The sequence below is a fragment of the Pseudoalteromonas sp. SR43-5 genome (genome assembly GCF_014163835.1).
GTDB classification, from domain to species: Bacteria; Pseudomonadota; Gammaproteobacteria; order Enterobacterales; family Alteromonadaceae; genus Pseudoalteromonas; species Pseudoalteromonas distincta.
Genome location: NZ_JACJEA010000032.1, coordinates 24973 through 50073, shown reverse-complemented (window position 1 = coordinate 50073; position 25101 = coordinate 24973). Strand labels below are relative to the sequence as shown.

20 protein-coding genes and 8 tRNA genes are annotated in these 25101 nt (G+C 39.1%); 7 read left to right on the top strand and 21 right to left on the bottom strand.

What is annotated here, in order from left to right:
- The first annotated feature begins 353 nt into the window (after nt 1-353).
- Nucleotides 354-1769 (top strand): sodium:alanine symporter family protein, encoded by a 1416-nt coding sequence (locus H5090_RS16810; protein WP_024603385.1) that lies wholly within the window; start codon nt 354-356, stop codon nt 1767-1769.
- A 171-nt stretch (nt 1770-1940) separates the two neighbouring features.
- The gene (locus H5090_RS16805) at nt 1941-3539 is read left to right on the top strand and encodes a BCCT family transporter (RefSeq protein WP_182696262.1); all 1599 of its coding nucleotides are present in this window, start codon (nt 1941-1943) and stop codon (nt 3537-3539) included.
- Nucleotides 3540-3997: 458 nt separating this feature from the next.
- Here the strand turns inward: H5090_RS16805 and H5090_RS16800 are convergent.
- The 12 genes from H5090_RS16800 to H5090_RS16745 all read right to left on the bottom strand — a co-directional run bounded on the left by H5090_RS16800 (nt 3998) and on the right by H5090_RS16745 (nt 9455).
- Nucleotides 3998-4084: transfer RNA gene (locus tag H5090_RS16800), tRNA-Leu, on the bottom strand.
- A 38-nt stretch (nt 4085-4122) separates the two neighbouring features.
- Nucleotides 4123-4196 (bottom strand) — tRNA-Cys (locus tag H5090_RS16795).
- A 19-nt stretch (nt 4197-4215) separates the two neighbouring features.
- Nucleotides 4216-4291 (bottom strand) — tRNA-Gly (locus tag H5090_RS16790).
- A gap of 49 nt (nt 4292-4340) precedes the next feature.
- Nucleotides 4341-4427, bottom strand: a tRNA-Leu gene (locus H5090_RS16785).
- Nucleotides 4428-4466: 39 nt separating this feature from the next.
- A tRNA-Gly gene (locus tag H5090_RS16780) sits at nt 4467-4542 on the bottom strand.
- A 64-nt stretch (nt 4543-4606) separates the two neighbouring features.
- Nucleotides 4607-4693, bottom strand: a tRNA-Leu gene (locus tag H5090_RS16775).
- 37 nt (nt 4694-4730) lie between these two features.
- Nucleotides 4731-4804, bottom strand: a tRNA-Cys gene (locus tag H5090_RS16770).
- 31 nt (nt 4805-4835) lie between these two features.
- Nucleotides 4836-4911, bottom strand: a tRNA-Gly gene (locus H5090_RS16765).
- Nucleotides 4912-5123: 212 nt separating this feature from the next.
- Entirely contained in the window at nt 5124-5669 is a 546-nt protein-coding gene (gene pgsA / locus H5090_RS16760; protein ID WP_032827134.1) for a CDP-diacylglycerol--glycerol-3-phosphate 3-phosphatidyltransferase, read from the bottom strand.
- A gap of 42 nt (nt 5670-5711) precedes the next feature.
- Nucleotides 5712-7535 (bottom strand): excinuclease ABC subunit UvrC, encoded by a 1824-nt coding sequence (gene uvrC, locus H5090_RS16755; RefSeq protein WP_182696261.1) that lies wholly within the window; start codon nt 7533-7535, stop codon nt 5712-5714.
- 9 nt (nt 7536-7544) lie between these two features.
- Entirely contained in the window at nt 7545-8195 is a 651-nt protein-coding gene (uvrY, locus tag H5090_RS16750; RefSeq protein ID WP_002963136.1) for a UvrY/SirA/GacA family response regulator transcription factor, read from the bottom strand.
- 108 nt (nt 8196-8303) lie between these two features.
- Nucleotides 8304-9455 (bottom strand): dicarboxylate/amino acid:cation symporter, encoded by a 1152-nt coding sequence (locus H5090_RS16745; protein ID WP_182696260.1) that lies wholly within the window; start codon nt 9453-9455, stop codon nt 8304-8306.
- A gap of 362 nt (nt 9456-9817) precedes the next feature.
- On the opposite strand from H5090_RS16745, the gene cysK reads away from it, so the two are divergent.
- Complete coding sequence (cysK, locus tag H5090_RS16740) at nt 9818-10786, top strand: cysteine synthase A (RefSeq protein WP_002963138.1); 969 nt, start codon at nt 9818-9820, stop codon at nt 10784-10786.
- 142 nt (nt 10787-10928) lie between these two features.
- On the top strand, nt 10929-11363 hold the full coding sequence (locus H5090_RS16735; protein WP_002963139.1) for a hypothetical protein: 435 nt from the start codon (nt 10929-10931) through the stop codon (nt 11361-11363).
- 343 nt (nt 11364-11706) lie between these two features.
- Here the strand turns inward: H5090_RS16735 and H5090_RS16730 are convergent, their stop codons facing one another.
- Nucleotides 11707-13983, bottom strand: coding sequence for an acyl-CoA dehydrogenase (locus tag H5090_RS16730; RefSeq protein ID WP_182696259.1), 2277 nt, complete (start codon nt 13981-13983; stop codon nt 11707-11709).
- 167 nt (nt 13984-14150) lie between these two features.
- Here H5090_RS16730 and H5090_RS16725 point away from each other — a divergent pair, with 167 nt between their 5' ends.
- Nucleotides 14151-15998 (top strand): M2 family metallopeptidase, encoded by a 1848-nt coding sequence (locus H5090_RS16725; RefSeq protein WP_182696258.1) that lies wholly within the window; start codon nt 14151-14153, stop codon nt 15996-15998.
- A 66-nt stretch (nt 15999-16064) separates the two neighbouring features.
- Here the strand turns inward: H5090_RS16725 and H5090_RS16720 are convergent, their stop codons facing one another.
- The 8 genes from H5090_RS16720 to H5090_RS16685 all read right to left on the bottom strand — a co-directional run bounded on the left by H5090_RS16720 (nt 16065) and on the right by H5090_RS16685 (nt 23552).
- Nucleotides 16065-16868: a putative porin gene (locus tag H5090_RS16720; RefSeq protein ID WP_182696257.1), complete on the bottom strand. Its 804-nt coding sequence runs from the start codon at nt 16866-16868 to the stop codon at nt 16065-16067.
- 650 nt (nt 16869-17518) lie between these two features.
- On the bottom strand, nt 17519-18313 hold the full coding sequence (locus tag H5090_RS16715; RefSeq protein WP_002962833.1) for a putative porin: 795 nt from the start codon (nt 18311-18313) through the stop codon (nt 17519-17521).
- Nucleotides 18314-18512: 199 nt separating this feature from the next.
- Complete coding sequence (locus H5090_RS16710) at nt 18513-18887, bottom strand: PH domain-containing protein (protein WP_007377979.1); 375 nt, start codon at nt 18885-18887, stop codon at nt 18513-18515.
- Nucleotides 18887-19795: an ABC transporter ATP-binding protein gene (locus H5090_RS16705; RefSeq protein WP_007377980.1), complete on the bottom strand. Its 909-nt coding sequence runs from the start codon at nt 19793-19795 to the stop codon at nt 18887-18889. The genes H5090_RS16710 and H5090_RS16705 overlap by 1 nt, the downstream gene beginning before the upstream one ends.
- Entirely contained in the window at nt 19792-20619 is an 828-nt protein-coding gene (locus H5090_RS16700) for an ABC transporter permease (RefSeq protein ID WP_182696256.1), read from the bottom strand. The genes H5090_RS16705 and H5090_RS16700 overlap by 4 nt, the downstream gene beginning before the upstream one ends.
- 143 nt (nt 20620-20762) lie before the next feature.
- A complete protein-coding gene (locus tag H5090_RS16695; protein WP_008139073.1) occupies nt 20763-21944 on the bottom strand; it encodes a cystathionine beta-lyase in 1182 nt (393 codons plus the stop codon).
- Between the two features lie 9 nt (nt 21945-21953).
- The gene (gene nudC / locus H5090_RS16690) at nt 21954-22874 is read right to left on the bottom strand and encodes an NAD(+) diphosphatase (protein ID WP_182696264.1); all 921 of its coding nucleotides are present in this window, start codon (nt 22872-22874) and stop codon (nt 21954-21956) included.
- Between the two features lie 174 nt (nt 22875-23048).
- The gene (locus tag H5090_RS16685) at nt 23049-23552 is read right to left on the bottom strand and encodes an NYN domain-containing protein (RefSeq protein WP_182696255.1); all 504 of its coding nucleotides are present in this window, start codon (nt 23550-23552) and stop codon (nt 23049-23051) included.
- Between the two features lie 150 nt (nt 23553-23702).
- Between H5090_RS16685 and H5090_RS16680 the strand changes: the two genes are divergently transcribed.
- Together H5090_RS16680 and H5090_RS16675 are read left to right on the top strand one after the other, a co-directional pair.
- Nucleotides 23703-24326 (top strand): hypothetical protein, encoded by a 624-nt coding sequence (locus H5090_RS16680; protein ID WP_007586990.1) that lies wholly within the window; start codon nt 23703-23705, stop codon nt 24324-24326.
- Nucleotides 24326-25081, top strand: coding sequence for a DUF3307 domain-containing protein (locus H5090_RS16675; protein WP_182696254.1), 756 nt, complete (start codon nt 24326-24328; stop codon nt 25079-25081). The genes H5090_RS16680 and H5090_RS16675 overlap by 1 nt, the downstream gene beginning before the upstream one ends.
- The last annotated feature ends 20 nt before the right edge of the window (nt 25082-25101 follow it).

The following is a 25101-nucleotide window of genomic DNA, read 5'->3' as shown; positions in this document are numbered from 1 at the left end:
GGATGCGAATAATACACCCTTTATTTTTCGAGTCAACACTTTGTTTTAAACTTTCTTTTTAGAAGATTTAAAACCGAAGTTTTATTTAACTCTCTGAGTAGTTCGTGCCTCGCTATGCGTTGGCGCTTCCCGTCTCAGTGGGGTCGCATTATAGGGAGCGGCGGATTTTACGCAAGCGTTATTTGCATAAAATAGTAATTAAAATTAAGCCCCAAGCAAGCGCACACGATAAACACAAGTTACCCACAAAACCCTGTTGATAACTCTGTTTTTGAACTTTAAAACTAAACACTTTTATCCTGATGTGATAAGTTGCGGTCACTTTTTTTAACTCATGTATTTAGGCAGTATCCATGACAGACATAATAAATAGTATAAGTGCCCTTCTATGGGGGCAAGTTCTCGTCTACTTATTAATAGCAGCGGGCCTCTTCTTTACTTTTCGACTAGGCTTTATTCAATTTGTGCAATTCCCACATATGTTCAAAGTTATGTTTGGTTCTCGTAAATGTGCCGATAACGAAATTTCATCCTTTCAGGCTTTTTGTACTTCATTAGCAGCTCGTGTCGGTACTGGTAATATGGCAGGTGTTGCTGTTGCCTTATATCTAGGTGGCCCAGGTGCTATTTTCTGGATGTGGCTTATTGCATTAATAGGTATGGCTACAAGTTTTGCCGAGAGTACTTTAGCTCAGGCTTATAAAACAAAAGATGCAGATGGTAATTTTAGAGGTGGCCCTGCTTATTATATGCAAAACGGTTTAGGCAAACGTTGGATGGGAACTTTATTCTCGTTATGTTTAATTTTAGCCTTTGGTTTAGTATTTAACGCAGTACAGTCAAACTCTATTGCTGCAGCATTTGAAGTAGCGTTTGATGTACCTAAGTATATAGTAGGCATTTGCTTGGTTATTGGTTCTGGCATTATTATTTTTGGTGGCCTAAAAACAATTTCTCGCTTTGCTGAAATGGTTGTGCCATTTATGGCATTAGCTTACCTGCTGGTTGCTCTTTATGTATGCGCAATTAACTTTACTGCACTACCAGATGTGCTAGTGCTTATTATAAAAAGTGCTTTTGGTATTGAACAAGCTGGTGCTGGTGCTATTGGATACGGTGTCACACAAGCGATGATCCAAGGTATAAAGCGTGGTTTATTCTCAAACGAAGCTGGTATGGGTAGTGCAGCTAATGCCGCGGCTACTGCGACGCCTTACCCTCCTCACCCAGCATCACAAGGTTATGTGCAAATGTTAGGCGTATTTATTGATACTATTGTTATTTGTACAGCGACTGCTTCTCTTATTTTACTATCGCAGCAATTAGTACCTGAATCTGGTGTTATGGGGATTGAACTTACACAAGCAGCATTACAAGAACATGTCGGCAACTGGGGTACTTACTTTATTGCTATTGCTATATTGTTTTTTGCCTTTACTTCTATTGTGGCCAATTACTCTTACGCTGAAACAAATTTAATGTTTTTAGAGCACAACTCTAATAAAGGTATGTTTATCTTTAGACTTGTTGTTTTAGGTATGGTGATGTTTGGTGCTGTTGGTGAGCTTGGTTTAATTTGGACGCTGGCAGATATATCAATGGGTTTAATGGCCATTGTAAACGTTATAGCGCTATTTATGCTTTCAGGTGTTGTTGTATGGCTTTCAAAAGACTATAACGAACAACGCAAAAAGGGCTTAATACCCACCTTTGACAAAAGTAAGCATCCTAAACTTGCTAAAGAGGTTGACCCAGAGGCCTGGGAATAGAAAATAATCAGCGAGCTACGGCTCGCTTTTTTAGTTCTAAAAATAACAAATACTACGCTTAATCATCTCATTTCTTATAAATAAAAGTTATATTAATTTTAAAACTATTTTATATTTAATTACGTAGTGCGTAGGATGTATGAATTAAGTTATCTATAAAAAGGAGATCCGATGGATGACATGACAAAAAAATACAGTATAGACACTACTGATTACCAAGTTGGGCAAGATAATGTACAAAAGTGGGGATTTGATATCCATAACCCAGTATTTGGTATAAGCGCCTTCTTAGTTGTTTTATTTGTAATACTTACCCTAGTTTTTGACCCTACCGTTACCCGTGATGCACTAACCTCGACTAAAGACGCAATAATTAATCAATTTGATAGTTACTTTATGTTACTAGCCAATGCCTTTGTGATCTTTTGCGTTATTTTAGCATTTTCTCCTTTAGGTAAAATTCGGTTGGGTGGCGTAAAAGCTCGTCCAGAACATGGTTACATGTCATGGCTTTCAATGCTCTTTGCAGCAGGCATGGGGATTGGCTTACTGTTTTGGGGAGTTGCTGAGCCAACTGCATATTATACTGGTTGGTATCATATGCCTATGGGCGTTGAGCCAAATTCACCGCAAGCACACTCATTAGCTTTGGGTGCAACCATGTACCACTGGGGTTTACATGGATGGGCGATTTACGCAGTTGTTGGATTAAGCTTGGCTTTTTTTGCATTTAATAAAGGCCTTCCTTTATCTATACGTTCGGTTTTTTATCCATTATTTGGTGATCGCGCCTGGGGGTGGCTTGGTCATATCATAGATATACTCGCTGTACTGTCTACTTTATTTGGTTTAGCTACATCGCTAGGCCTTGGCGCTCAACAAGCTACCAGCGGGATAAATTACCTGCTAGGCACTGATTACGGGACCGCTTTTCAAATATCTGTTATTGGTTTAGTAACGTGCATTGCAATTTTCTCAGTTATTAGAGGTATTGAGGGGGGTGTTAAAGTACTGAGCAATGTTAATTTAATTTGTGCATTTATTTTATTATTAGCTGTTATTGCCCTTACTTTCTCTGATGCAATTACTGCTATTTGGTTTACCCTTGGGGCGTACGTAGAGCACTTTGTACCTTTGAGTAATCCATTCAATAGACCCGATGAAGATTGGATGCACTCTTGGACTGTGTTTTATTGGGCATGGTGGATATCATGGTCGCCGTTTGTTGGGATGTTTATTGCTCGAGTTTCAAAGGGACGCACTGTACGCGAGTTTTTACTCGTCGTCATTGGCCTACCAACGCTTCTTAGTTTGGTTTGGATGGGCGTGTTCGGAAATATGGCAATTACACAAGTTATAGATAAAGTTGGCCCACTTGGACAAAATGGTTTAACTGATATCTCAGTGACTTTATTTCAAGTATACGAGCAGTTACCTCTTTCTAGTTTTATTTCTATTATTTCTATAGCACTCGTTTTGGTGTTTTTTATAACGTCGTCTGATTCAGGATCGCTAGTAATAGATGGTATAACTGCGGGCGGTAAAATAGATGCACCAGTGCCACAACGTATATTTTGGGCTACAGTCGAAGGCGTGATTGCAGCAGTATTACTCTGGGTTGGTGGCTCGCAAGCATTGCAAGCGCTTCAGTCGGGCGTAGTTACTACAGCTTTACCGTTTTCAATAGTACTTATTTTAATGTGTGTTGCGCTTATCCAAGGCTTGTTGAGCGAGTATCCAATTTACAAAGCTCAGAGTAAACTGCAATAACAATTTATCCTTTATAAGCGATCCTCAAGGGTCGCTTATAAAATCTTCGCAATTCATATAACTAAGTGCTTAACGCATTCCCTATACTCCCACCTTAAATTTATTTTAGACACCGCACTTCTATTACATTCATTAATGCCACCCCTCGTTAAAACTTAGGTACAGGAGTAATTGCCAAGAAAATTAAATAACCAGCGTTCTGATTTTTGCTTTGTTATAAACAGGTGCTCTTATACCAATTCAGTTAATTAACCAGCTGGGATAAAAGTAGTAACTGTTAAATACAAACAGGCAGCTTTATAAATGTATGATGGTGAAACTCTAAGATATTAAAAAGAAATAGATTTTAAAGGTAAGTAGGTATTAAAAATAAGATTAGAGAATTTAAGTAAGAATAATTTTTGAATGTTTTAAAATTAGAAGCAATTTAGAATTTAATCTGAGGATTTGAATAAAGATGGTGCCCGAGGCCGGACTTGAACCGGCACGACTTGTTAGTCGAGGGATTTTAAATCCCTTGTGTCTACCAATTCCACCACTCGGGCATCGAGTTTGCTAATTAAAGCGTGTGGAGTAAATTATATGGAGGCGGAACCCGGAGTCGAACCGGGGTAAACGGATTTGCAATCCGGTGCATGGCCACTCTGCCATTCCGCCTAAATGTTTCCAAATAATTTGGAGCGGTACACGAGGCTCGAACTCGTGACCTCGACCTTGGCAAGGTCGCGCTCTACCAACTGAGCTAGTACCGCAAAATACTATTTTATCAACTTTAAATTATCTTGGTTAAACAATTTAAAGTGGTGCCCGAGGCCGGACTTGAACCGGCACGACTTGTTAGTCGAGGGATTTTAAATCCCTTGTGTCTACCAATTCCACCACTCGGGCATCGAGTTTGCTATTTAAAGCAAGTGGATAAAACTAATATGGAGCGGTACACGAGGCTCGAACTCGTGACCTCGACCTTGGCAAGGTCGCGCTCTACCAACTGAGCTAGTACCGCATCATATTAATTCTAAATTAACCATTTTATAAATTACACTTGGTAATGCAATTAAACCACAAAGTGGTGCCCGAGGCCGGACTTGAACCGGCACGACTTGTTAGTCGAGGGATTTTAAATCCCTTGTGTCTACCAATTCCACCACTCGGGCATCGAGTTTGCTAATTAAAGCGTGTGGAGTGTTGAAATGGAGGCGGAACCCGGAGTCGAACCGAGGTAGACGGATTTGCAATCCGGTGCATGGCCACTCTGCCATTCCGCCCCAGTACGGGGTATTAACCTTAAGATAAACTTGGAGCGGTACACGAGGCTCGAACTCGTGACCTCGACCTTGGCAAGGTCGCGCTCTACCAACTGAGCTAGTACCGCATTTTATTTATCAGTTATTTGAATTAGCACATGATGATTTATGTGAACATTCAGGTAACTGATTAATTACCGTTTCGTTTATCTCGGGGGCTATGCCCTCTCAACACGGACGCATTCTACAGAGATTATTAAACGCGTCAATACAAAAAATGCTAGTTTTGAACTGTTTGCTTGTTTTTTATCTAAAACGGTGCGTTATTATACATTTAGAGTTAATTTTTAGTCAATTCACCCCATGCTGCACGTAAATATTGCATCATAGAACTCAAGGTTAAAAAGGTCGCAATGTACAGTAGTCCAAAACTTAAATAGTTCATCCATGTATCATATTGCCAAATCAAACCGATAATGGCTAACATTTGTGCAGCCGTCTTAATTTTACCCATGTTTGATACAGCGACATTACCACGCTTACCCTGCTCTGCCATCCATTCACGAAGTGCAGATATGATAATTTCACGGCTTATTATAATAAGAGCAGGTATTGTCATGTACATTGACTGGTACTGATCAGATAACGCTACAAGTGCGGCACATACCATTACTTTATCAGCAACAGGATCTAAAAAAGCACCAAAAGGGGTTGATTGCTCAAGCTTTCTTGCTAAATAACCGTCTAGTATATCGGTGATTGATGCAAGCCAAAAAATAAAGGCGGCAGCAAAAAAAGCCCAGCTATAAGGCAAATAAAATATCACCAAAAAAACGGGGATAAGAAAAAGTCTAAATGTTGTGAGTGTGTTTGGAATATTCCACATAACTACTTGGATATGTCTTTTTTGCTATATTCGCATGTAGGGCTAGCCCTTGTCATGCAAATGGTTAAATATCTTCTCAGCCATGTCAGGGCTGATCCCAGGAACTTTCTTTAACTGTTCTATATTAGCAGCTTTTACTCCCTGCATGCCCCCTAAATATTTTAATAATGTTTGCCGACGCTTAGAACCGACTCCATTTATTTCTTCTAGTAGTGATTGCGTACGTTGTTTTTGGCGTTTATTACGATGACCTGCAATTGCAAAACGATGAGATTCATCACGTATATGCTGTATTAAATGTAGCGCAGGTGCATCTGAATCCATAGGAATGGTTTTTCGACCACCGTCAATTAATAGTGTTTCAAGGCCTGGCTTACGGCTAGTACCTTTAGCAACACCTACTAACAAAGGCATTTTTGTATGTGGCCAGTTAGAAAAGTACTGCTCCGCGCGCCCCAGCTGCCCCTTACCACCATCAATAAAGATAACGTCTGGAATTTTGTCTTCATCTACTAATTTGTTGTAACGCTTATTAAGTGCAAACTCCATTGCAGCATAATCATCACCACCGGTTATACCCGTTACATTATAGCGCCTATACTCTTTCGTATTTGGGCCTTGTGAGTCAAATACAACACAACTTGCAACAGTGTTCTCCCCCATGGTGTGGCTTATATCAAAACACTCCATTCGGGTAATATCATCAAGTCGCAGTGTTGCTTTTAATTGTGCATAACGTTTATTAATAGAGTCTTGGGTACTTTGCTTAACTGCAATACTGTTTAATGCATTTTTATTGGCCAGTTGTAAGTATTGAGCACGCTCACCACGGGTAACTACTTTAAGGGTTACTTTGCGCTCACTTATTTGTGTGAGTGCTTCACCGAGTGCCCCGCTCTCTTCTATTTCAAACGGTAATATGATTTCTTTTGCAATACGCCCTGTTGCTCCTGGCGCTAAATAGTACTGTCCTAAAAATGAAGTCAATATTTCTTGCTCACTTGAATCTTTAGGTACTTTTGGAAAATACGTTTTACTACCTAATACTTTGTGATCGCGGATCATTAATAAATGAATACCATTTAAACCATTTAAATGAGCAAAACCAACTACGTCCATTTCAGCAAAATTACCTGATATAGACTGTTGCTCCTGCATTTTACGAAGTAGCATTATTTGGTCGCGAACTTTTGCCGCCAGTTCAAAGTTTAATTGTAGGCTGGCTGCTTCCATTTTCTTTATTAAATCAGCAATAACTTCGTGAGATTTACCCGTTAAAAACTTACGGACATAGTCAACTTGCTCGCTGTAATCATCATCCGTAACTTTATTCACACACGGAGCTGAGCAACGCTTAAGCTGATATTGCAGACACGGGCGACTTCTTGCGCGGTAATAAGCATCTTCACATTGACGAACAGGAAATATTTTTTGCATTAACCGCAAGCTTTCAGATACCGCTCCCGCGCTCGGAAAAGGTCCAAAGTACTCACCTTTAATTTTACGGCTGCCACGATGAAACGCTAAACGAGGGTGTTTATGGCTAGTTAATAAAATATAGGGATACGACTTATCGTCGCGTAATAATATGTTGTAGCGAGGCTGGTATTTTTTTATTAGATTATTTTCAAGCAACAGCGCTTCTGTTTCAGTATTAGTAAGTGTGACGTCAATATCACAAATATTACTCACTAAAACGCGTGTTTTGCTATCGGTAATGTTACTTCTAAAGTAACTGCTCACACGCTTTTTTAAATGCTTAGCTTTACCAACATAAATAACTTGGTTGTCACTATCAAGCATGCGGTATACACCCGGCTCACTTGATAGCGTTTTGAGAAAATGTACGTGATCAAATTCAGACATAAATTATAGTTAGTACGAAACGTCTATATCAATCATTTTATGACGAATTGCTAAATGGGTAAGCTCAACATCACCACCTACATTTAGCTTTTCAAACATACGGTAGCGATAGCTATTTACTGTTTTTGAACTTAGGTTTAAACGCTCAGCTATATTTTGTGCTTTTTCACCTTTAGTGATCATAAGCATAATTTGCAGTTCGCGTTCAGATAAGCTCTGAAAAGGATTTTCGTCTGTGCGACCTGTCACTTGCGCAAGTGCTATTTGCTGTGCAATTTCAGGGGCAATATAACGCTGACCGGCATGAACACAACGGATGGCACGCACCATTTCGTCAGAGCCAGCACCTTTAGTTAAAAAGCCATGTGCACCAATTTGCATTACTTTACTCGGAAACGGGTCTTCACAGTTAACGGTAAGCACAATAATTTTTACATCAGGGCAGTAACGACAAATCTTTTTAGTCGCTTCTAATCCGCCCATGCCTGGCATATTCATATCCATTAATACTATGTTTGGCGCATGCTGACGACAAAACTGTACAGCCTCTTCGCCAGTTTTAGCTTCACCAATTACTTTAAACCCTCGTACATCATCAAGAATACGCTTTATTCCTGTTCGTACAAGTTCATGGTCATCAACTAAAAGTACATTAATCAATGGAACATCCTCACTTACCTAACAACATGCAATTTAATTAAATTAATTTGCCACAGTAACATACATAAAGCGAAACAATAACTAATATTATTGCCTCGCCCTAATAGTTTAAGATGACGATTTTTCGCTAAATCTGTCAACCCATAACGCAATGATACCATCACCCGTTACATTACACGCAGTACCAAAGCTATCTTGTGCCAAATAAAGTGCAATCATTAATGCAACCGCGCCTTCATTAAACCCAAGCATGCTTGTTAATAGACCAAGCGCCGACATAACTGCGCCACCTGGAGCACCTGGTGCTGCAATCATTACTACACCTAACATCATAATAAACGGTAGCATACCCATTAATGAAGGGACTTCCATGCTTGGCGATAAAAACATAACAGCCATTGCACAGGTTACTATAGTGATAGTTGAGCCAGATAAATGAATGGTTGCACACAGTGGTACGGTAAAGTTTGCTACATCTTCTTTAACGTTATTTGCTTTACTTGATTGAAGCGATACTGGAATCGTTGCTGCACTTGACATAGTACCTAACGCTGTAAAGTAAGCTGGTAGCATATTTTTAACTAATTCGATTGGATTACGTTTTAATAGTACACCTGTCGCTATATATAAAACGCTTAACCATAACCAGTGCATAACAAGCGCTGCAATTAGTACTACGCCAAATGTTCGCAGTGTATCTACCACAGTACCCGCTACCGTCATTTCGGCAAATACACCTGCAATGTAAAATGGTAAAGCAGGGATAATTACTTTTGATAATAATCCGTCAATCACATCTCGGCCCTGATCAGACACCTTTTTAAGCGTATCAAGCTCTAATTGGCTCATGCCTATACCAAATACAAAAGCAGTTACTAATGCGGTCATTACCCCCATCAAAGGTGGAATTTCTAAATCAATAAAGCTGCCAATTTCTGTAGCAACTTCTGCCTCGAATGTAATACCACCGCTTAAAAAAGGGATAACAGCACTTACTAATAAAAATGCAAGCGTACCTGCAATAATTGTAGAGCTATAAGCAAACCCGACTGTTTTACCAAGTAAGTGACCAGACCCTTTTGGTAGGCCTGCAATACCTGATGCAATAAAAAATAATATAATAAGTGGAATGGTAAAGGAGATAATTTGACCAATCAGCTCTTTTACTGTGAATAAAAGTTCAACACCAGTTATAGGTACATATAGTCCAACTAGGATACCGGCCACAATACCGGCAATTAATTTTAAGATTAATTTCATTGTGATTGCTTAATTGAATTTAGATACGTGTTTTTATCATGTTTTAGACGCATTGTGTGATAAAACTATTCAAGTTACATTCATATGCACAAATATTAAACAAACACAGCTTAATTCAATACTCTTTTGAACATTTTTTGACTAAACGAAGTTTTACTCTTTAAATTTTAAATTAAGCCCGCACCTATAATAACTAAAGCACCGCTAATAATTGATTTTTATTTCGACTGGTTATAAGCCCAATAGATATATGTTATAGCCAAACTTTACTTTAGTTTTTTTAAACTCACAGTAAAGTGTGTTTATATAGTTAATAGCAAAGGCTATTAACACGTTGATCAGATTGCATCCAAAGGAACATTATGTCTACTATTTTTGAAGATAACTCACTAAGCATCGGTAATACACCGCTGGTAAAACTTAACCGTGTTACAGGTGGGAATGTATACGCTAAAGTTGAATCTCGTAATCCAAGCTTTAGTATCAAATGCCGCATTGGTGCATCGATGATTTGGGAAGCTGAAAAGTCAGGTCAGCTTGTTGAAGGTAAAGAACTTATTGAACCAACATCTGGGAACACCGGTATTGCACTTGCATTTGTTGCAGCAGCACGTGGTTACAAGTTAACGCTTACTATGCCAAACACCATGAGCCTAGAACGTCGCAAGCTATTAAAAGCATTAGGTGCAAATCTAGTACTTACCGACGGTGCAAAAGGTATGAATGGCGCAATTGAAAAAGCAAAAGAAATTCAAGCAACAGCACCTGATAAGTATATTTTATTACAACAATTCGAAAACCCTGCAAACCCAAAAATTCACTTTGAAACAACAGGCCCTGAAATTTATGATGCGCTTGATGGCAAAGTAGACTTTTTTGTAGCCGGTGTAGGTACTGGTGGTACTATTACAGGTGTTAGCCGTTACCTTAAAACAGAAAAAGGTCTAAACGTTAAGTCTATTGCTGTTGAGCCAACTAACTCTCCAGTTATTAGCCAAACGCTTGCCGGTGAAGAAATTAAACCAGGTCCTCATAAAATCCAAGGTATTGGTGCTGGCTTCATTCCTGGCAACTTAGATATGGACTTAATTGATGGCGCAGAGCTTGTATCTAACGAAGACGCAATTGCAATGGCGCATCAGTTAATGAAAAAAGAAGGTATTTTAGTAGGTATTTCGTCAGGTGCAGCGGTTGTTGCAGCTAAGCGAATTGCTGAAAAGCCTGAAAACGCAGATAAAAATATTGTTGTTATCCTACCTAGTGCAACTGAGCGCTACTTATCAAGCCCAATGTTTGATGAAGAGTTTAGTGAACAAGAACTAGTACAATAAGTAATTTTAAGATTTTTAGAAGGATGCTTTAGGCATCCTTTTTTATTATTTATTATCCAATTTTCTATTTATTGCCTGCCATACCTTTACATCTGCATAGATAAACCACACACTTTAAAAAAACTAATTAATAATAATTAATATGAAAAAAATCACGAGTTTATTAAGTTTGGTCATCTGTTTATTTTTATCAGCCTGTGGTGACGATACCAAAACACTTGGCGACACTCCTGGCGATACAGCAACCGCTTATTTTGATGCGCTTTATAACCAGCAAGACCTTCAAAAAGCCAGCACCATGGCAACCCCCAACCTTACACGTATAATGAAATCCTACGGCACCGCTAAACAGTTTTCTCGTAACTTAGTAAATATGCAATACGATGAAGTCACCATTGAAGTTGATATGACCAATATGAGCGTCCGTGAACAATACGGCGATAACGCTAAAATAAACCTTATTTTTACCGGCTATTTAAATGGTGATAAAATTGACGAAATGCGCAGTGTAAAAATGCTTCGTAAAAAGGGAAAATGGTATATAGATAAAATTGTTGCCGACCCTTACGCTCGTTAAAAATAAATGAATTAAACATAAAAAAGGCCTTACATTCGTAAGGGCTTTTTCGCTTTAGCAGGGCGTGTTGATCTTTGTGGATTGAAATTTGTTCAATCTAGGGGCGATTTAATCGCGGCGCGAGGTTTGTAACCTAGTGGGCTAAGTAAAAACCGAGCAACAAAGAGTTAATCGTCCCTAGAAAGAACCCAAAGGGCAGCGCATGTTTGGCATTTATGCTGCGTTATCGCCTATTTATGGGGAATAACCACACTACATAGGCTCTGCCTTGCCTAAAAACCAAACAGTCTGCTGCAAATTCAACCACGAAAGGTCAACACGCCCTAGTATTCAAAGTACTGCGCTACAGCTCACCAGGTTGAAAGTTATCAACTGCAATGGCTTTCTTACGTAGCTTATTAGCATGATGCATTGCATCAGCATCCGTTTGCTCTAACAACTTATTTTCAAGCGCATAATTTATAGCACCTTCAATATCAAGCGTTGCAGGCACACTGCCCTTACGCTGCCATTGTTTTAAGTCTTTAAACTGCGCTTGCATATCATGCATAGCTAAAAATGCGCTTTCCATGACCCCTGTACCTGCATTTTCATCTACATAACATAAATGCGTTAAGCGGTTTCTAAATACACCAGGTTGAGTCATAAGCTCGCAAATACTTTGTGCTATTTCATCACTTGGTCTGTGGTAATGGTTTCCAAGCGGGAACACGATACGTTTAAGGATAAAATTCACAACCGGATTTGAAAAGTTTTTAAAGAAGCCATTAAACGCTTGGCCAATTTCAAATAATGAGTTCTCAATTGCATATTTTACAAATGGTAAATCAGCTTGTTGGCGCCCTTCATCTTCATAACGTTTTAAAACAGTTGATGCTAAGTACAAATGACTTAATACATCACCCAAACGCGCTGATATCATTTCTTTACGTTTAAGTTCACCGCCAAGCATTAACATTGCAACGTCTGTACAAATAGCTAAGCCTCGGCTCATTCTACTCAGTTGTTTATAATAAATAGCCGTTTCACCACCTACAGGCGCTTTAGCAAAATAACTACGTGTTAAGCCATGCACAAATGCCATACCTGCATTACTTGCTGCAAATATTATATGGTTCATTAATAAACCATCAAATTGTTCAAGTGCTGCGTCGTCATCTTCCATTGCAGCGGCTTCCATTTCTTTTAAAACAAATGGATGACAGCGTGTTGCACCTTGGCCAAATATCATTAAGTTACGCGTTAAAATATTCGCGCCTTCAACTGTAATTGATACTGGAATCCCCATATAGCCATGCGCCAAATAGTTATTAGGCCCTACTTGAATTCCTTTACCTGAATGAATATCCATTGCATCATTCATTACCGTACGACCCATTTCAGTCATATGGTATTTAGCAATCGCTGTTACAACCGACGGGCTTAATTTTAAATCAATCGCACCTGCGGTCATTAATCTGCACGACTCAAGTGTGTAAGTTAAACCACCAATACGTGCAAGTGCCTCTTGGACACCTTCAAACTGCCCTATAGATACACCAAACTGCTGGCGTACCATGGCGTATGCCGATGTCATTTTTGAAGCTAAATGTCCAGTTGCTGCACTTAATGCTGGTAGTGATATACCACGCCCTGCACTTAAACACTCAACAAGCATTCTCCAGCCACGCCCTGCGCATTCTTGGCCACCAATGATCCAGTCCAATGGTATAAATACATCTTTACCGTAAGTGGTACCATTCATAAAGGCCATATTAAGCGGATAATGACGCTCACCCGTTTCGACACCCGGATGATCGGTTGGTATAAGCGCACACGTTATGCCTAGCTCTTTTTTATCACCTAATAAAGCGTCTGGATCATACATTTTAAATGCTAAACCGAGTACAGTAGCAACGGGTGCAAGCGTAATGTAACGCTTTGACCAATTTAAACGCAAACCCATTACTTGCTCGCCATTGTGCTCACCCATACACACCACACCGGAATCAGGAATGCTGCCAGCATCAGAGCCCGCCTCTGGTCCCGTTAAGGCAAAACAAGGAACATCTGTACCATTAGCTAAACTTGGCAGCCAACGATCTTGCTGCTCTTTAGTGCCATAGTGAAGAAGTAACTCGCCCGGACCTAAGCTATTAGGCACCATAACAGTGACTGCGGCTGTTAAGCTTTTAGTCGAAATTTTTGACACTATCGTCGAATTAGCAATTGCTGAGAACTCACGACCGCCAAATTTTTCAGGAATGATCAGTGCAAAAAAACCTTCTTTTTTTAGGTAATCCCACACTTCTTTTGGTAAGTCTTTGTCTTTTTGTACAATTTGATAATCATCAAGCATCGCCAATAAGGTTTCTACTTGGTTAGCCATAAATGCGTTTTCTTTATCGCTAAGCTCTGGTTTTGGAAAGTGGTGCAGTTTTTGCCAGTCTGGGTTACCACTAAATAACTCACCATCCCACCAAACATCACCTGCTTCCATTGCCTCTCGCTCTGTTTGCGATAATGGCGGAAGCACCTTTTTGAACATTTTAAACGTAGGACGACTAATCAAGTTTAGGCGAATATCTTTAACCGCAAAAATAACCACCACCACGACCAGCAATATTATAAATATTAACATGTGCACATTCCTTACACATTGAATGAAAATAGTAACTTAATTATGACCCATCTTAATTTAAATACAATCATTGCACGACGAGTCGTGAGCCTTAACGCATTCATTTTATTGTTTTAAACATCACTGCTATTATCAACGTTTTAATAACAATAAATTAAAGGAATAGCATGACCCCTTTTAGATTTAAACTAAGTATGAGCGCCTTAATGGTAGCAAGTACTCTTGCTTTAACGGCCTGCGATGCGCAAGTATCTATCGACACTACCGATTCACCACACACTAAAAAAGCTGTAACAGCTAAAGATGCAAATACATTTATAACAAACACAGAAAAAGAACTGAGTGCACTTTATTTAGAATCGAGCCGTGCAGAGTGGATTTACGCAAACTTTATTACTCACGATACATCTGCTCTATCGGCTGAAGTTAACCGTAAAATGACCGAAACAGTCGTGCGTTTAGCAAATGAAGCTGCAAAATACGACGAACTAGAGCTTGATTACGATGCTCGCCGTAAGCTTGATAAACTAAAACTAGCACTTACACTTCCAGCCCCACAAGACGCTGATAAAACAGCGAAGCTTTCACAAATTGTCGCAGAGCTTGGCGGGCTATATGGTAAAGGTAAATACTGTAAAGAAGACGGCACCTGTTTAAGCCTTGGCGACATGACTTCAAAAATGGCCACCAGCCGAGATTACAACGAACTACTTGATTTATGGCAAGGCTGGCGTGAAATATCAAAACCCATGCGCCCACTTTACGAGCAACAAGTGGCACTTACCAACGAAGGTGCAAAGGAGCTTGGTTATGCCGATACGGGCGCTATGTGGCGCAGTAAATACGATATGCCTGCTGATGACTTTACCACTGAGCTTGACCGTATTTGGGGCCAAGTTAAACCACTTTATAACTCGCTACATTGCCATGTTCGCGCAAAGTTAGGTGAAAAGTACGGCACCGACAAAGTACCTCAAGATCAGCCAATACCAGCGCACTTACTTGGTAATATGTGGGCGCAAGCATGGGGTAATATTTACGATGTAGTTGCACCAGAAAACGCCGATCCGGGTTACGACGTAACCGAGTTATTAGCTCAAAATAATTACGACGAACTTAAAATGGTCAAAGGGGCTGAAAACTTTTTTACCTCAATGGGTTTTGATGCACTACCAGAGACATTTTACGAGCGTTCACTGTTTGTAAAACCAAAAGACAGAGATGTGCAGTGTCATGCATCAGCATGGAATATCGATAGCAAAGACGATTTACGCATTAAAATGTGTATTCAGCGCACAGGCGAAGAGTTTTCAGTTATTCATCATGAATTAGGTCATAACTTTTATCAACGCGCTTATAATAAACAGCCTTTATTTTATCAAGAAAGTGCAAACGATGGTTTTCATGAAGCCATTGGAGACACCATTGCCTTATCGGTTACACCGGGTTACTTAAAAGAAATCGGCTTACTTGAACAAGTACCTGACGAATCTAAAGATATCGGTTTGTTGATGAAAATGGCACTTGATAAAGTAGCCTTTGTACCGTTTAGCTTAATGGTTGATCAGTGGCGTTGGCAGGTATTCTCAGGTGAAGTAACCCCAGAGAACTACAATAAAGCTTGGTGGGAATTACGTGAAAAATACCAAGGAGTGCAAGCTCCTATCGCACGTAGCGAAAACGACTTTGATCCGGGTGCTAAGTACCACGTTCCGGGTAACACGCCTTATACACGTTACTTTTTAGCGCATATTTTACAATTTGAGTTTCATCGCAGCTTATGTGAAATTGCCGGTAACGATAAAGCCATTCATCGCTGCTCTATTTATAATTCAAAAGAAGCAGGGGATAGGCTAAACGCTATGCTTGAAATGGGTTCATCTCGCCCTTGGCAAGAAGCGCTTGAAACTGTAACAGGTAAACCGCAAATGGATGCAACAGCAATGCTCGATTACTTTGCACCATTACAAACATATTTAGATAAACAAAACGAAGGCCGCAACTGCGGCTGGTAAATAGCGCTGAATAAAAAGCCCGCTCAAATGAGCGGGCTTTTTATTCATATTCTAATTTTAGTTAAATTAGAACTGTAAGCTTACATTTGCAAAGTAAGCATCATAATCAGAATCATCCCAGTTATTGCCGTAACCTGCTTCTAAACCAACATTGTTGTTGAAAAAGTGTTGAGCACCAAGAGTGTAATCATCATTTTTATTAACTGTAACAAAAACCGATGTTGCTTTGCTGAAATAGTAGTTAGATGCTAATTCCCAGTTACTTGAACCGCCATCAACATCTTCAAATTTACCTTCAACAGTCAAGTAGTTACCTTGCTGTAAATCAACAAAGTACTTAGCTGCTACTGCACGGTAATCAAACTCATCATCTGTTGTTACTGTAAAGCCAATATAATCAGTGCTGTTTAACTGGTGGTTATATGCCAAATCAAACACAAACTGATTGTCAGCATCTTCTACATCAACAAACGTAGCTTTTAATACAAGGTTTGGGTTAAAGAAGTAACCAGCTGAAAGTTCAATTACATCCGTGCTTGAGCCAAAATCACTATCGAAATTATTGTACTGTGCACCTAATACAAAATCTTCTACAAAATACTCACCGCCAATGCTGGTAACATCTCCAAAATCATTATCACTGTATGCACCATAAACATTTGTTTGCTTATTGATGTATTCAAATTGATCGTAAGGACCTAAAGTCGCTTTTGGAGAAAAATAATAAGTTGAGTCAACAGTTATTGTGTCATCACCATCTACATCCACGTATCCTACATGGCTGATTGATTGGTAAGTATCTGCAGCTATTGCAGTGGTTGCAGCGCTTGATAATAAAATGCTCGAAATGATAACGGCTAATTTTTTCATTTTAAATTCCCTATAAATATTACTTTTTATGCCTCAGCTGTCTAGCTAAAGTCGGGGCGCATCCTAACGTCAAAAAAATGAACAAAAACTGAATAAGAGGGCAAATTAAAACCACTTGAGATGTAAATAATTACAAGTGAATGTAAACAACAGGTATCAACAAAATCTACATAACAATAGTCTGTCATCATTTAAACTCAAAAAGTAACAAATAAGGTACAAGTTGTCGCTAAATTAAACACAACTTAATTATTCGATAAACCTCATCAATATAACCTCCCCTCACTAAATTTTTCTAATTTCTCAAAATAATGACTATATTTAATTCATTATTTCTGAATTTATAATAAAAACTAGGTTTGTATAAGTGCATATTTTTATCTGTTTTTTCCAATAACCATTATTTACCAGCAAAAAAAACTCCAATACTCATTATTTTATAGCTATTATCATCGACTCTACTTAATGGCTTTAATAACAATCTAGCCATTTATGGCAACTCTATTTATAACTTAAAGGGGTTATTTAGATGGGCATAATAAAAGCCGTAATTATGGTTGGTAAAAGAACAAACGTTTATAAACAACAAAGCCCGCTAAATTTAGCGGGCTTTTGATAATACTTTTGTATTAACTAAGTACGGGACTTAATTAAAACTGGAAACGCATGTTAGCAAAGTACGCATCGTTGTCAGAATCATCAGCGTTGTTTTCGTAACCCACCTTTACACCAATATTTTTATTGATGAAGTGCTGAGCACCAAAGCTGTAAGTGTCTTGCTTGTTGTAGTTAGCAAATACAGATGTTGCTTTTGAGAAGTAGTAGTTAGTTTCTGCTACCCATTGGTTTTCTGCGTCATCAATGCTTTCGTATTTACCTTCAAAAGTTAGGTAGTTACCTTGCTGTAAATCAATAAAGTATTTAGCAGCAACTGCACGGTAATCAAAATCGTCGTCTGATGTAAGTGTAACACCTACGTAATCTGTGCTGTTTAGCATGTAGTTGTAAGCTAAATCAAATAATGCGTAATCGTCGCCGTCTTTGTTTTCAACTAGTGTTACTTTTGCAAGTAAATCAGGGTTGAAAAAGTAACCACCCGTCAGTTTATAAAGCTCACTGTTAGAACCTGAATCTGGGTCTAGGTTTTCGTAAGATGCGCCAACAACAAATTCATTAATGAAGTATTCACCACCAACTGATGTTAAATCGCCAAAGTCGTCATCAGCATAGCCACCATATACGTTAGTTTGTTTATTGATGTATTCAAACTGATCGTACGGACCTAAAGTTTTTTTAGGAGATAAGTAGTAAATAGAATCTACAGCAACGGTGTCGTTGTTATCGCTATTTTTGTAGCTTAGGTTACTAATTGAATTATAGCTGTCTGCAGCAGCCGCAGTGCTAGATAATAAAATGCTCGAAATAATAACTGCTAATTTTTTCATTGTAAGACTTCCCTATGTACATTGCTTTTTATGCTCTAGCTGTATTGCTAAAGTCGAGGCACATGCTAACGTTAGGAAACTGAATGAAAACTTAACTAACCAGTTGTATTTATTAAGTTAATTGTAAGGAAGTGTTGTAAACTGTAAAATTAAAGTAGTTGCAACATCTAGTCAACAACTACTTAAAACATGTACTGTATTAAAGCGCGTGTTGGCTAATAATTCGGTAAACATCGTTAATATTATCGCCAGACTTAAACTCTTTACTAATTGGTGTTGGATCTGAGCCAACCCATATTTTTAGCTCGGCATCTAAGTCAAAATGGCCTGCACTTTCTTTACTAAACTTGGTAATTTTAGAGTAAGCAATACTCACCATTTCCATTTTAGAACCGGTCATACCTTGCTTATCAATTAAGATTAAGCGCTTATTAGTAAAAATAAACATATCACGTACTACTTTATATGCTTTTTCTACTTGCTCGCCGTCAATTAATGTATTGGCGAGGATTTTTTCTAAATCAGAATCGTCAACTTCGCTTGCATTACCCATAAGTCCGCTAAGTAAACCCATTATACTTTCTCCTGTTTAAATATTTGATTCTCTAATGTATGACCATTAACTAACTGCCGGTACTGCCAGTGTTGTTGATGACAAAAATTCAGTAGTGCAATATCAAGTGGATCGCTCGTTGGCTGATACTCAACTACGTATTCTTTATGTTGGCTCATATACACACGACTCACACCTGCAATTGCTTGAAGCTGTTGCTCAACATTTTGATAAGCCTCGCTTAGCATTAATGTATAAAAGTGTTTATCGGTATTATTAGTTTTTGTTTGATGCTCGCTTAGTACGCCTTTATCTAAATGAAGTACCTGTGAGCATAGTCGCTCAAGCTCAGTTAAATCGTGAGAGCTTAAAATAAATGTAGCCTGTTCACTTAATTCTGATACCAGCTCACGTACTTCTCTGGCATGAATCGGATCAAGCCCTGCGGTTGCTTCATCAAGCATTACAATTTGTGGTGCGCCAATAAGTGCTTGCGCTATCGTAACGCGCTTGCGCATACCGTGCGATAAATCCCCCGCACGCTGCTTTGCAATTTCTTTTAAGCCAACTAAATCAAGTACACGTAGCGCCTCAGTTTGGCTTTGCTTTGCCCCCATACCTTGTAGCTTTGCATAAAAGGCGAGTTGCTTATCTATATTAAAACGAGGGTCAAGTTGCGCGTCTTGCGGTAATGCACTTACTTTATTAAATAAAGCAGCACTACCAGGTTTATGCCCTAATATTTCAAGGCTGCCTTTACTTGGCGCAATATAGCCGCACAACAAACTAAATAAGGTAGTTTTACCCGCACCATTTGGCCCAACAAGTGCCACTGGCGCGCCTTTGTTAATTTCAAAGTCCACATTATTAAGCGCAAGTTTTGCACCATACGATTTACTCAAACCGCTAGCTGTAATTAATGGTCTCATAGTGAGCTCCTTGCAAAAATACGTTGAGCAACGCTTAGTAATACCGCAGTTTGCACAAGGGGAATAGCCACAGCGCTCAATAATGGTAAATTTTGCCCCGCTAATAGCTCTATTTGCACACCCGGAAATAAATAATCAAGCAAGCCTAATGCGGGTATTTGCCATTGCAATATACCAACTAAAATACCGCCTGCTGCAAAATATAAAATTGCCAATACAATAGATAAACGCGATGAGCGAGCAAAGGTATTAATTAACGTCATTAGTGCTACAAATGGGCACAAAGTAATCACTAATATTAAAAATATAGAAAGCGCACGGGCAAAACCACCAGCCAGTAAACTTGGCTCTCTAAAACCCAATACCGCGAGTGTAGCCACAAGCGTTATACCCACTAAGCAGGCTAATACTCCTAGCTGCCCTAAAAAACGGCCAAACAGTATTTCAAAGCGAGTGGAGCGCAGTGATAAAAACCTTAGTGTGCCGCGCTCTCTATCGCCTACCGTTTGGTCGCTACAAATAAATAAACCAAAAACGGGAAAGCTATAAAGGGCTATTAACCAGTACATAGCAAATTCCGCCTCAGGCCAATCCAATAATTTACTTAAACCAATAGAACCTGATATATCACGGGCTATTTGCTCAAAATCGGGCGCACTTACAATGCCTACTGCCTGCCCTATTGGGTAGCGCAGTATTATTAGCCACACCAATGCAAAGGCAGCTAATGCAATAAGTCCACGTTTAGTTAAAAACATACGTACAAGCTCAAATCCCGCTATTTGCGTTAATCGCCCTACGTTTATCGGTAATGGTGTTGCCATTGACTATCCTTAATGACTTTTTATTTTCTGTGTATTTATCCACACTAAGTGTAAACACCTTGAATTACCAGCAAAAAAAAGCTCACCTGTGGTGAGCTTTGTAACAATACATTTAAATGTAACAACATAAATTGCGATATAAATTATAAATACTGCTTATAAACCTCAAGTGCTTGGCTTAAATCGCTAATTAAATCTTCTACATCTTCAAGGCCTATGTGCAAGCGAATAACCGGCCCTAAATCCCAGCCTGTATTTGAGCGCAGCCCTTTCATAGTTAAATTAGCCGTTACTAAGCTTTCAAAACCGCCCCACGAAAAGCCCATTTTGATATGCTCAAGGCTATCTAAAAATGCATCAATCGCTTTTTGATTGCCGGTTTTCATCACAAATGAAAACAACCCATTACTGCCATCAAAGTCACGTTTAAAGAACTCATGCCCTGGGCAGCTTTCAAATGCAGGGTGTCGAATATGATCAACAAGCTCATGTTGCTCAAGCCATTTAGCTACTTCTATTGCTGCTTTTTCATGTTGATTTAAACGCACACCCATTGTACGCAGGCCTCTAAGTGCTAAATACGCATCATCGGCACTGGTACATTGCCCTAGTAAGTATGAGTTTTCGCGCAAGGTTGGCCAGTACTTTTTATTAGCAACAGCCACCCCCATCATCACGTCTGAATGGCCAACAATATACTTTGTTGCAGCTTGAATACTAATATCAACACCGTGCTCTAACGGGCGATAATGTAAGCCGTTACCGTAGGTATTATCAAGCATGGTCATTACGTTGTGCTCATTGGCTACTTTTACCATAGCGGGCACATCTTGCACTTCCATCGTAATAGAACCTGGAGATTCTAAAAACAACACTTTAGTATTTGGCTGAATATAATCTTTAATACCTGCGCCAATGGTTGGCGGGTAATAGGTTGTTGTAATGCCCAGCCCCACTAAAATTTTATCGCAAAAATCGCGAGTTGGTTCGTACACGTTATCAACCATTAAAATATGATCACCGGTTTTTAAAAACGATAAAAATACTTGGCTGATCGCCGCAGCGCCACAAGGGTACAATGCACACCCTTCGCCGCCTTCAAGTTCTGTAATCGCTTCTTGTAGCGCAAAGTGTGTTGTTGTTCCTCGGCGCCCATAAAATAACGTTTTATCGCCACGGGTTTTAGCTGCTTCTTTTAAATCGGCTACAGTATCAAATACAATGGTAGATGCACGCTGTACAACGGGATTTACTACGCCATGTGTATAGGCTTTTTTTCGCCCTGATGATACCAGCTGAGTGTTTTTATTACTTTTACTCGACATTGTTAATCCTTAAGGGTTTGTGCGCCAATGCTCAATTAAATAACGAGAGATAGAGTCGGTTCTAGGCAGCTTTAAATGCTCACCTTCTTCGTGCCAATTACCAAATTGTGCTAGGTCTTCACGGCTAAACCATTTTGCATCGTCTAGCTCTTCTTTATCTACGTTAATTTGCTCAGATGTCGCCTCTGCAAAAAAACCAAGCATAATTGACGATGGGAACGGCCATGGCTGAGATGCTACATAACGTACATTATCAACCTCTATACCTGCCTCTTCTTTAACTTCACGCGCAACAGCTTGTTCCAGTGTTTCCCCTGGGTCTACAAATCCAGCAAGCGACGAATACATACCAATGGGCCACGCAGCTTGGCGACCTAACAAACAGCGCTCTACTCCGTCAGCAAAGACTTTAGTTACAACCATAATTACCGCAGGATCGGTGCGGGGGAATGTAGGATGCTTACAGTTTTCGTTTTCACACACTCTAGAGTGACCGGCTTCCACTGAACGGTTTTTACTACCACAGCGCCCACAAAAACGATGCGTGGCATGCCAATAACATAAACCTCTCGCAAGGGCCGCTATTGAGGCATATTTAATGGTTACTTGAGGCCCATATTGGCGAATATCAAAAAACTGAGCGCCCTCTATTAAAGGTGTAAGTACGCTTTCATCCAGATCAGATACATCCAGTGCAAACACACCATGTTTAGCATTGTTTAAACCAACAAAAATAGCACTCGTTAAATCTAAATGTGCCACTTGTTGATATGTTAAATAGCTTACTTTAGGGGTATCTTTAATAAATAGGGTTTGATTATTTTTAACTAAAACCCATTTACTTTGCGCCGACATTTGCGCTTTAAGCCACGATGGGTCTTTACGAAAATTTGAGCCTCTGTCTAGTGGCATGTTGCTGTAATGAAGCATGTAAGTCCTTGGTAACTCGTTATGCTTTAAAATTACCATAATCATTTAGCAAACCCAATTGATTACAGTAATAAAAAAAGCCTATATAAGGCTTAATTCATCTATTACGGCTTTGTATTAAAATCTCTCATGTTGCAGGCACTTAGCTTGCACTTTTTTAACTATTTTTTACTGTTAAAGTAGCAAAGTATTATCAATTAAATGAAATTGCTCTGCGCTTTGTTTTAATACCTCAGCAGTTAACCTGTCAGCACCGTATACATCGCACGGTACATTATATTGATTTTTTAAATGCCCAAGTAACAAAGCAAAATCACCATCGCCAGAGAGCAAAATAACCTTATCAAGGCTTTTACCCTGCTCTAACATGTCTATTGTTATGCCTACATCCCAGTCACCTTTTGCACTGCCATCACGGCGTTGAATAAATGGCTTTAGCTTTACCTCAAAACCAATCGCACGCAAAATATTTTGAAACTGATTTTGCTTTTCATCTCCTCGATAAATTGCATACGCAAAAGCACACTCAATATTGTATTGCGCCTCCATCATTCGCCAAAACGCATTGTAGTCAAAATTTTTTCCGTAGCTTTCGCGGCACGTGTAATAAATATTTTGCACATCAACAAAAATACCGACCCGTGGTTTCGTGCTTTGCTGCTCGTTTTGTAAAGTCATTTAGTGTCCTAGTGAGGATTAATAGCAATAAAAGTAACGTTATAAAATAAGTGTACCTTGCAATTTATATTTAAGTAACCTAAATTAGTTACATACCCTTATGTAACCAATATTGGTTACATGTTAAAAAGTAACCATTTTGAGATTTTTATGATTGGTGTGATCAGCGGCGATATTATTAAATCGCAAACAATCCCTAAGCAGCAATACGATGCCATGCTTTACCAACTAGAGCAAAGTTTGCGAAATATTTCGGGTGAGCAAACCCTTTGGAATATATACCGAGGCGATGCCTTTCAGTTACAAGTTAACAATCCTGAGCTCCTTTTTAAAAATGCCATACTTGTATATTTACACCTTAAATCGTCAGGTTATGAACTACGACAAAGCTTGGCGCTTGGGCAAATAGATAACCCACGCAGCGATATAAAAACAGCAACGGGTTCAGCTTTCACTCTTTCGGGACAAGGCCTTGATAAAATAGGCAATCAACGCTTTGTTTTTAATATTAACGAGCAGCAGCTCGATGAAAGCTTAAATCTTAATTTAGCCTTTGCCGACGTATTGCTCACTAAAATCACACAAAAACAAGCAAATGCCCTGTACGTCTATTTAACATCACCAGACAACAGCCACGCGGCACTGGCTAAAGAGCTCAAAACAAGTCGCGAAAACGTAACCAAACTACTAAATTTAGCGCACTACCAACTTATAGAGCGCTTTATTAAGCACACACAACACGTTATAAAAAATATAATTAAAGGAGGTGAATAATGGCGTTTTCACTTTTACTGGTAGCGCTTATTATTGGCCACTTACTCGCTGATTTTTACTGGCAACCTATGAGTTGGGTAAACGACAGAAATACCCGTCACTTTAAAGCCAGTAAGCTTTATTTTCATGTACTAGTGCATGGTGTAACAAGTGCACTCATTATTACCGTGTGGGAATACATATTCGGGTGGCAGCAACTAAGCAGTGTTTTAATTGCCACGGCGAGCATTATATTGAGCCATTACTTTATTGATATAGCTAAATCGTATTCTAATAAAGGCGTGGTACCTTTTTTACTAGATCAAATAGCGCACATACTCGTTATTATTGCGCTCAGTATTTGGTTAACTGATAACAGTAGCTTTATGGCTGCAATTAATAATATGCTCACTGATCCCAAAATACTGTGGGTGGTATGCGGTTATTTAATTATTTTAAGTCCCAGCGCCGTATTTATAAGAATGATGTTAGAGCGTTTAACAAGTAACTTTTCAAGTACTGGTAGCTTACCACTTGCAGGGCAAAGCATTGGTATGTTGGAACGCGTACTTATGCTGAGCTTTATATTACTTGACCAATTTGCAGGGCTTGGCTTTTTACTTGCGGCAAAGTCAGTATTTAGGTTTGGTGATTTAAGTGCAAGCAAAGATAAAAAACTTACCGAGTACGTTATGCTTGGCACACTACTTAGCGTAAGTGTTACTTTATTTGTAGGTTTAGGTATTAACTATTTAATCAGGCAGGCAATACAGTAAGTACAAATTACAGACAATAA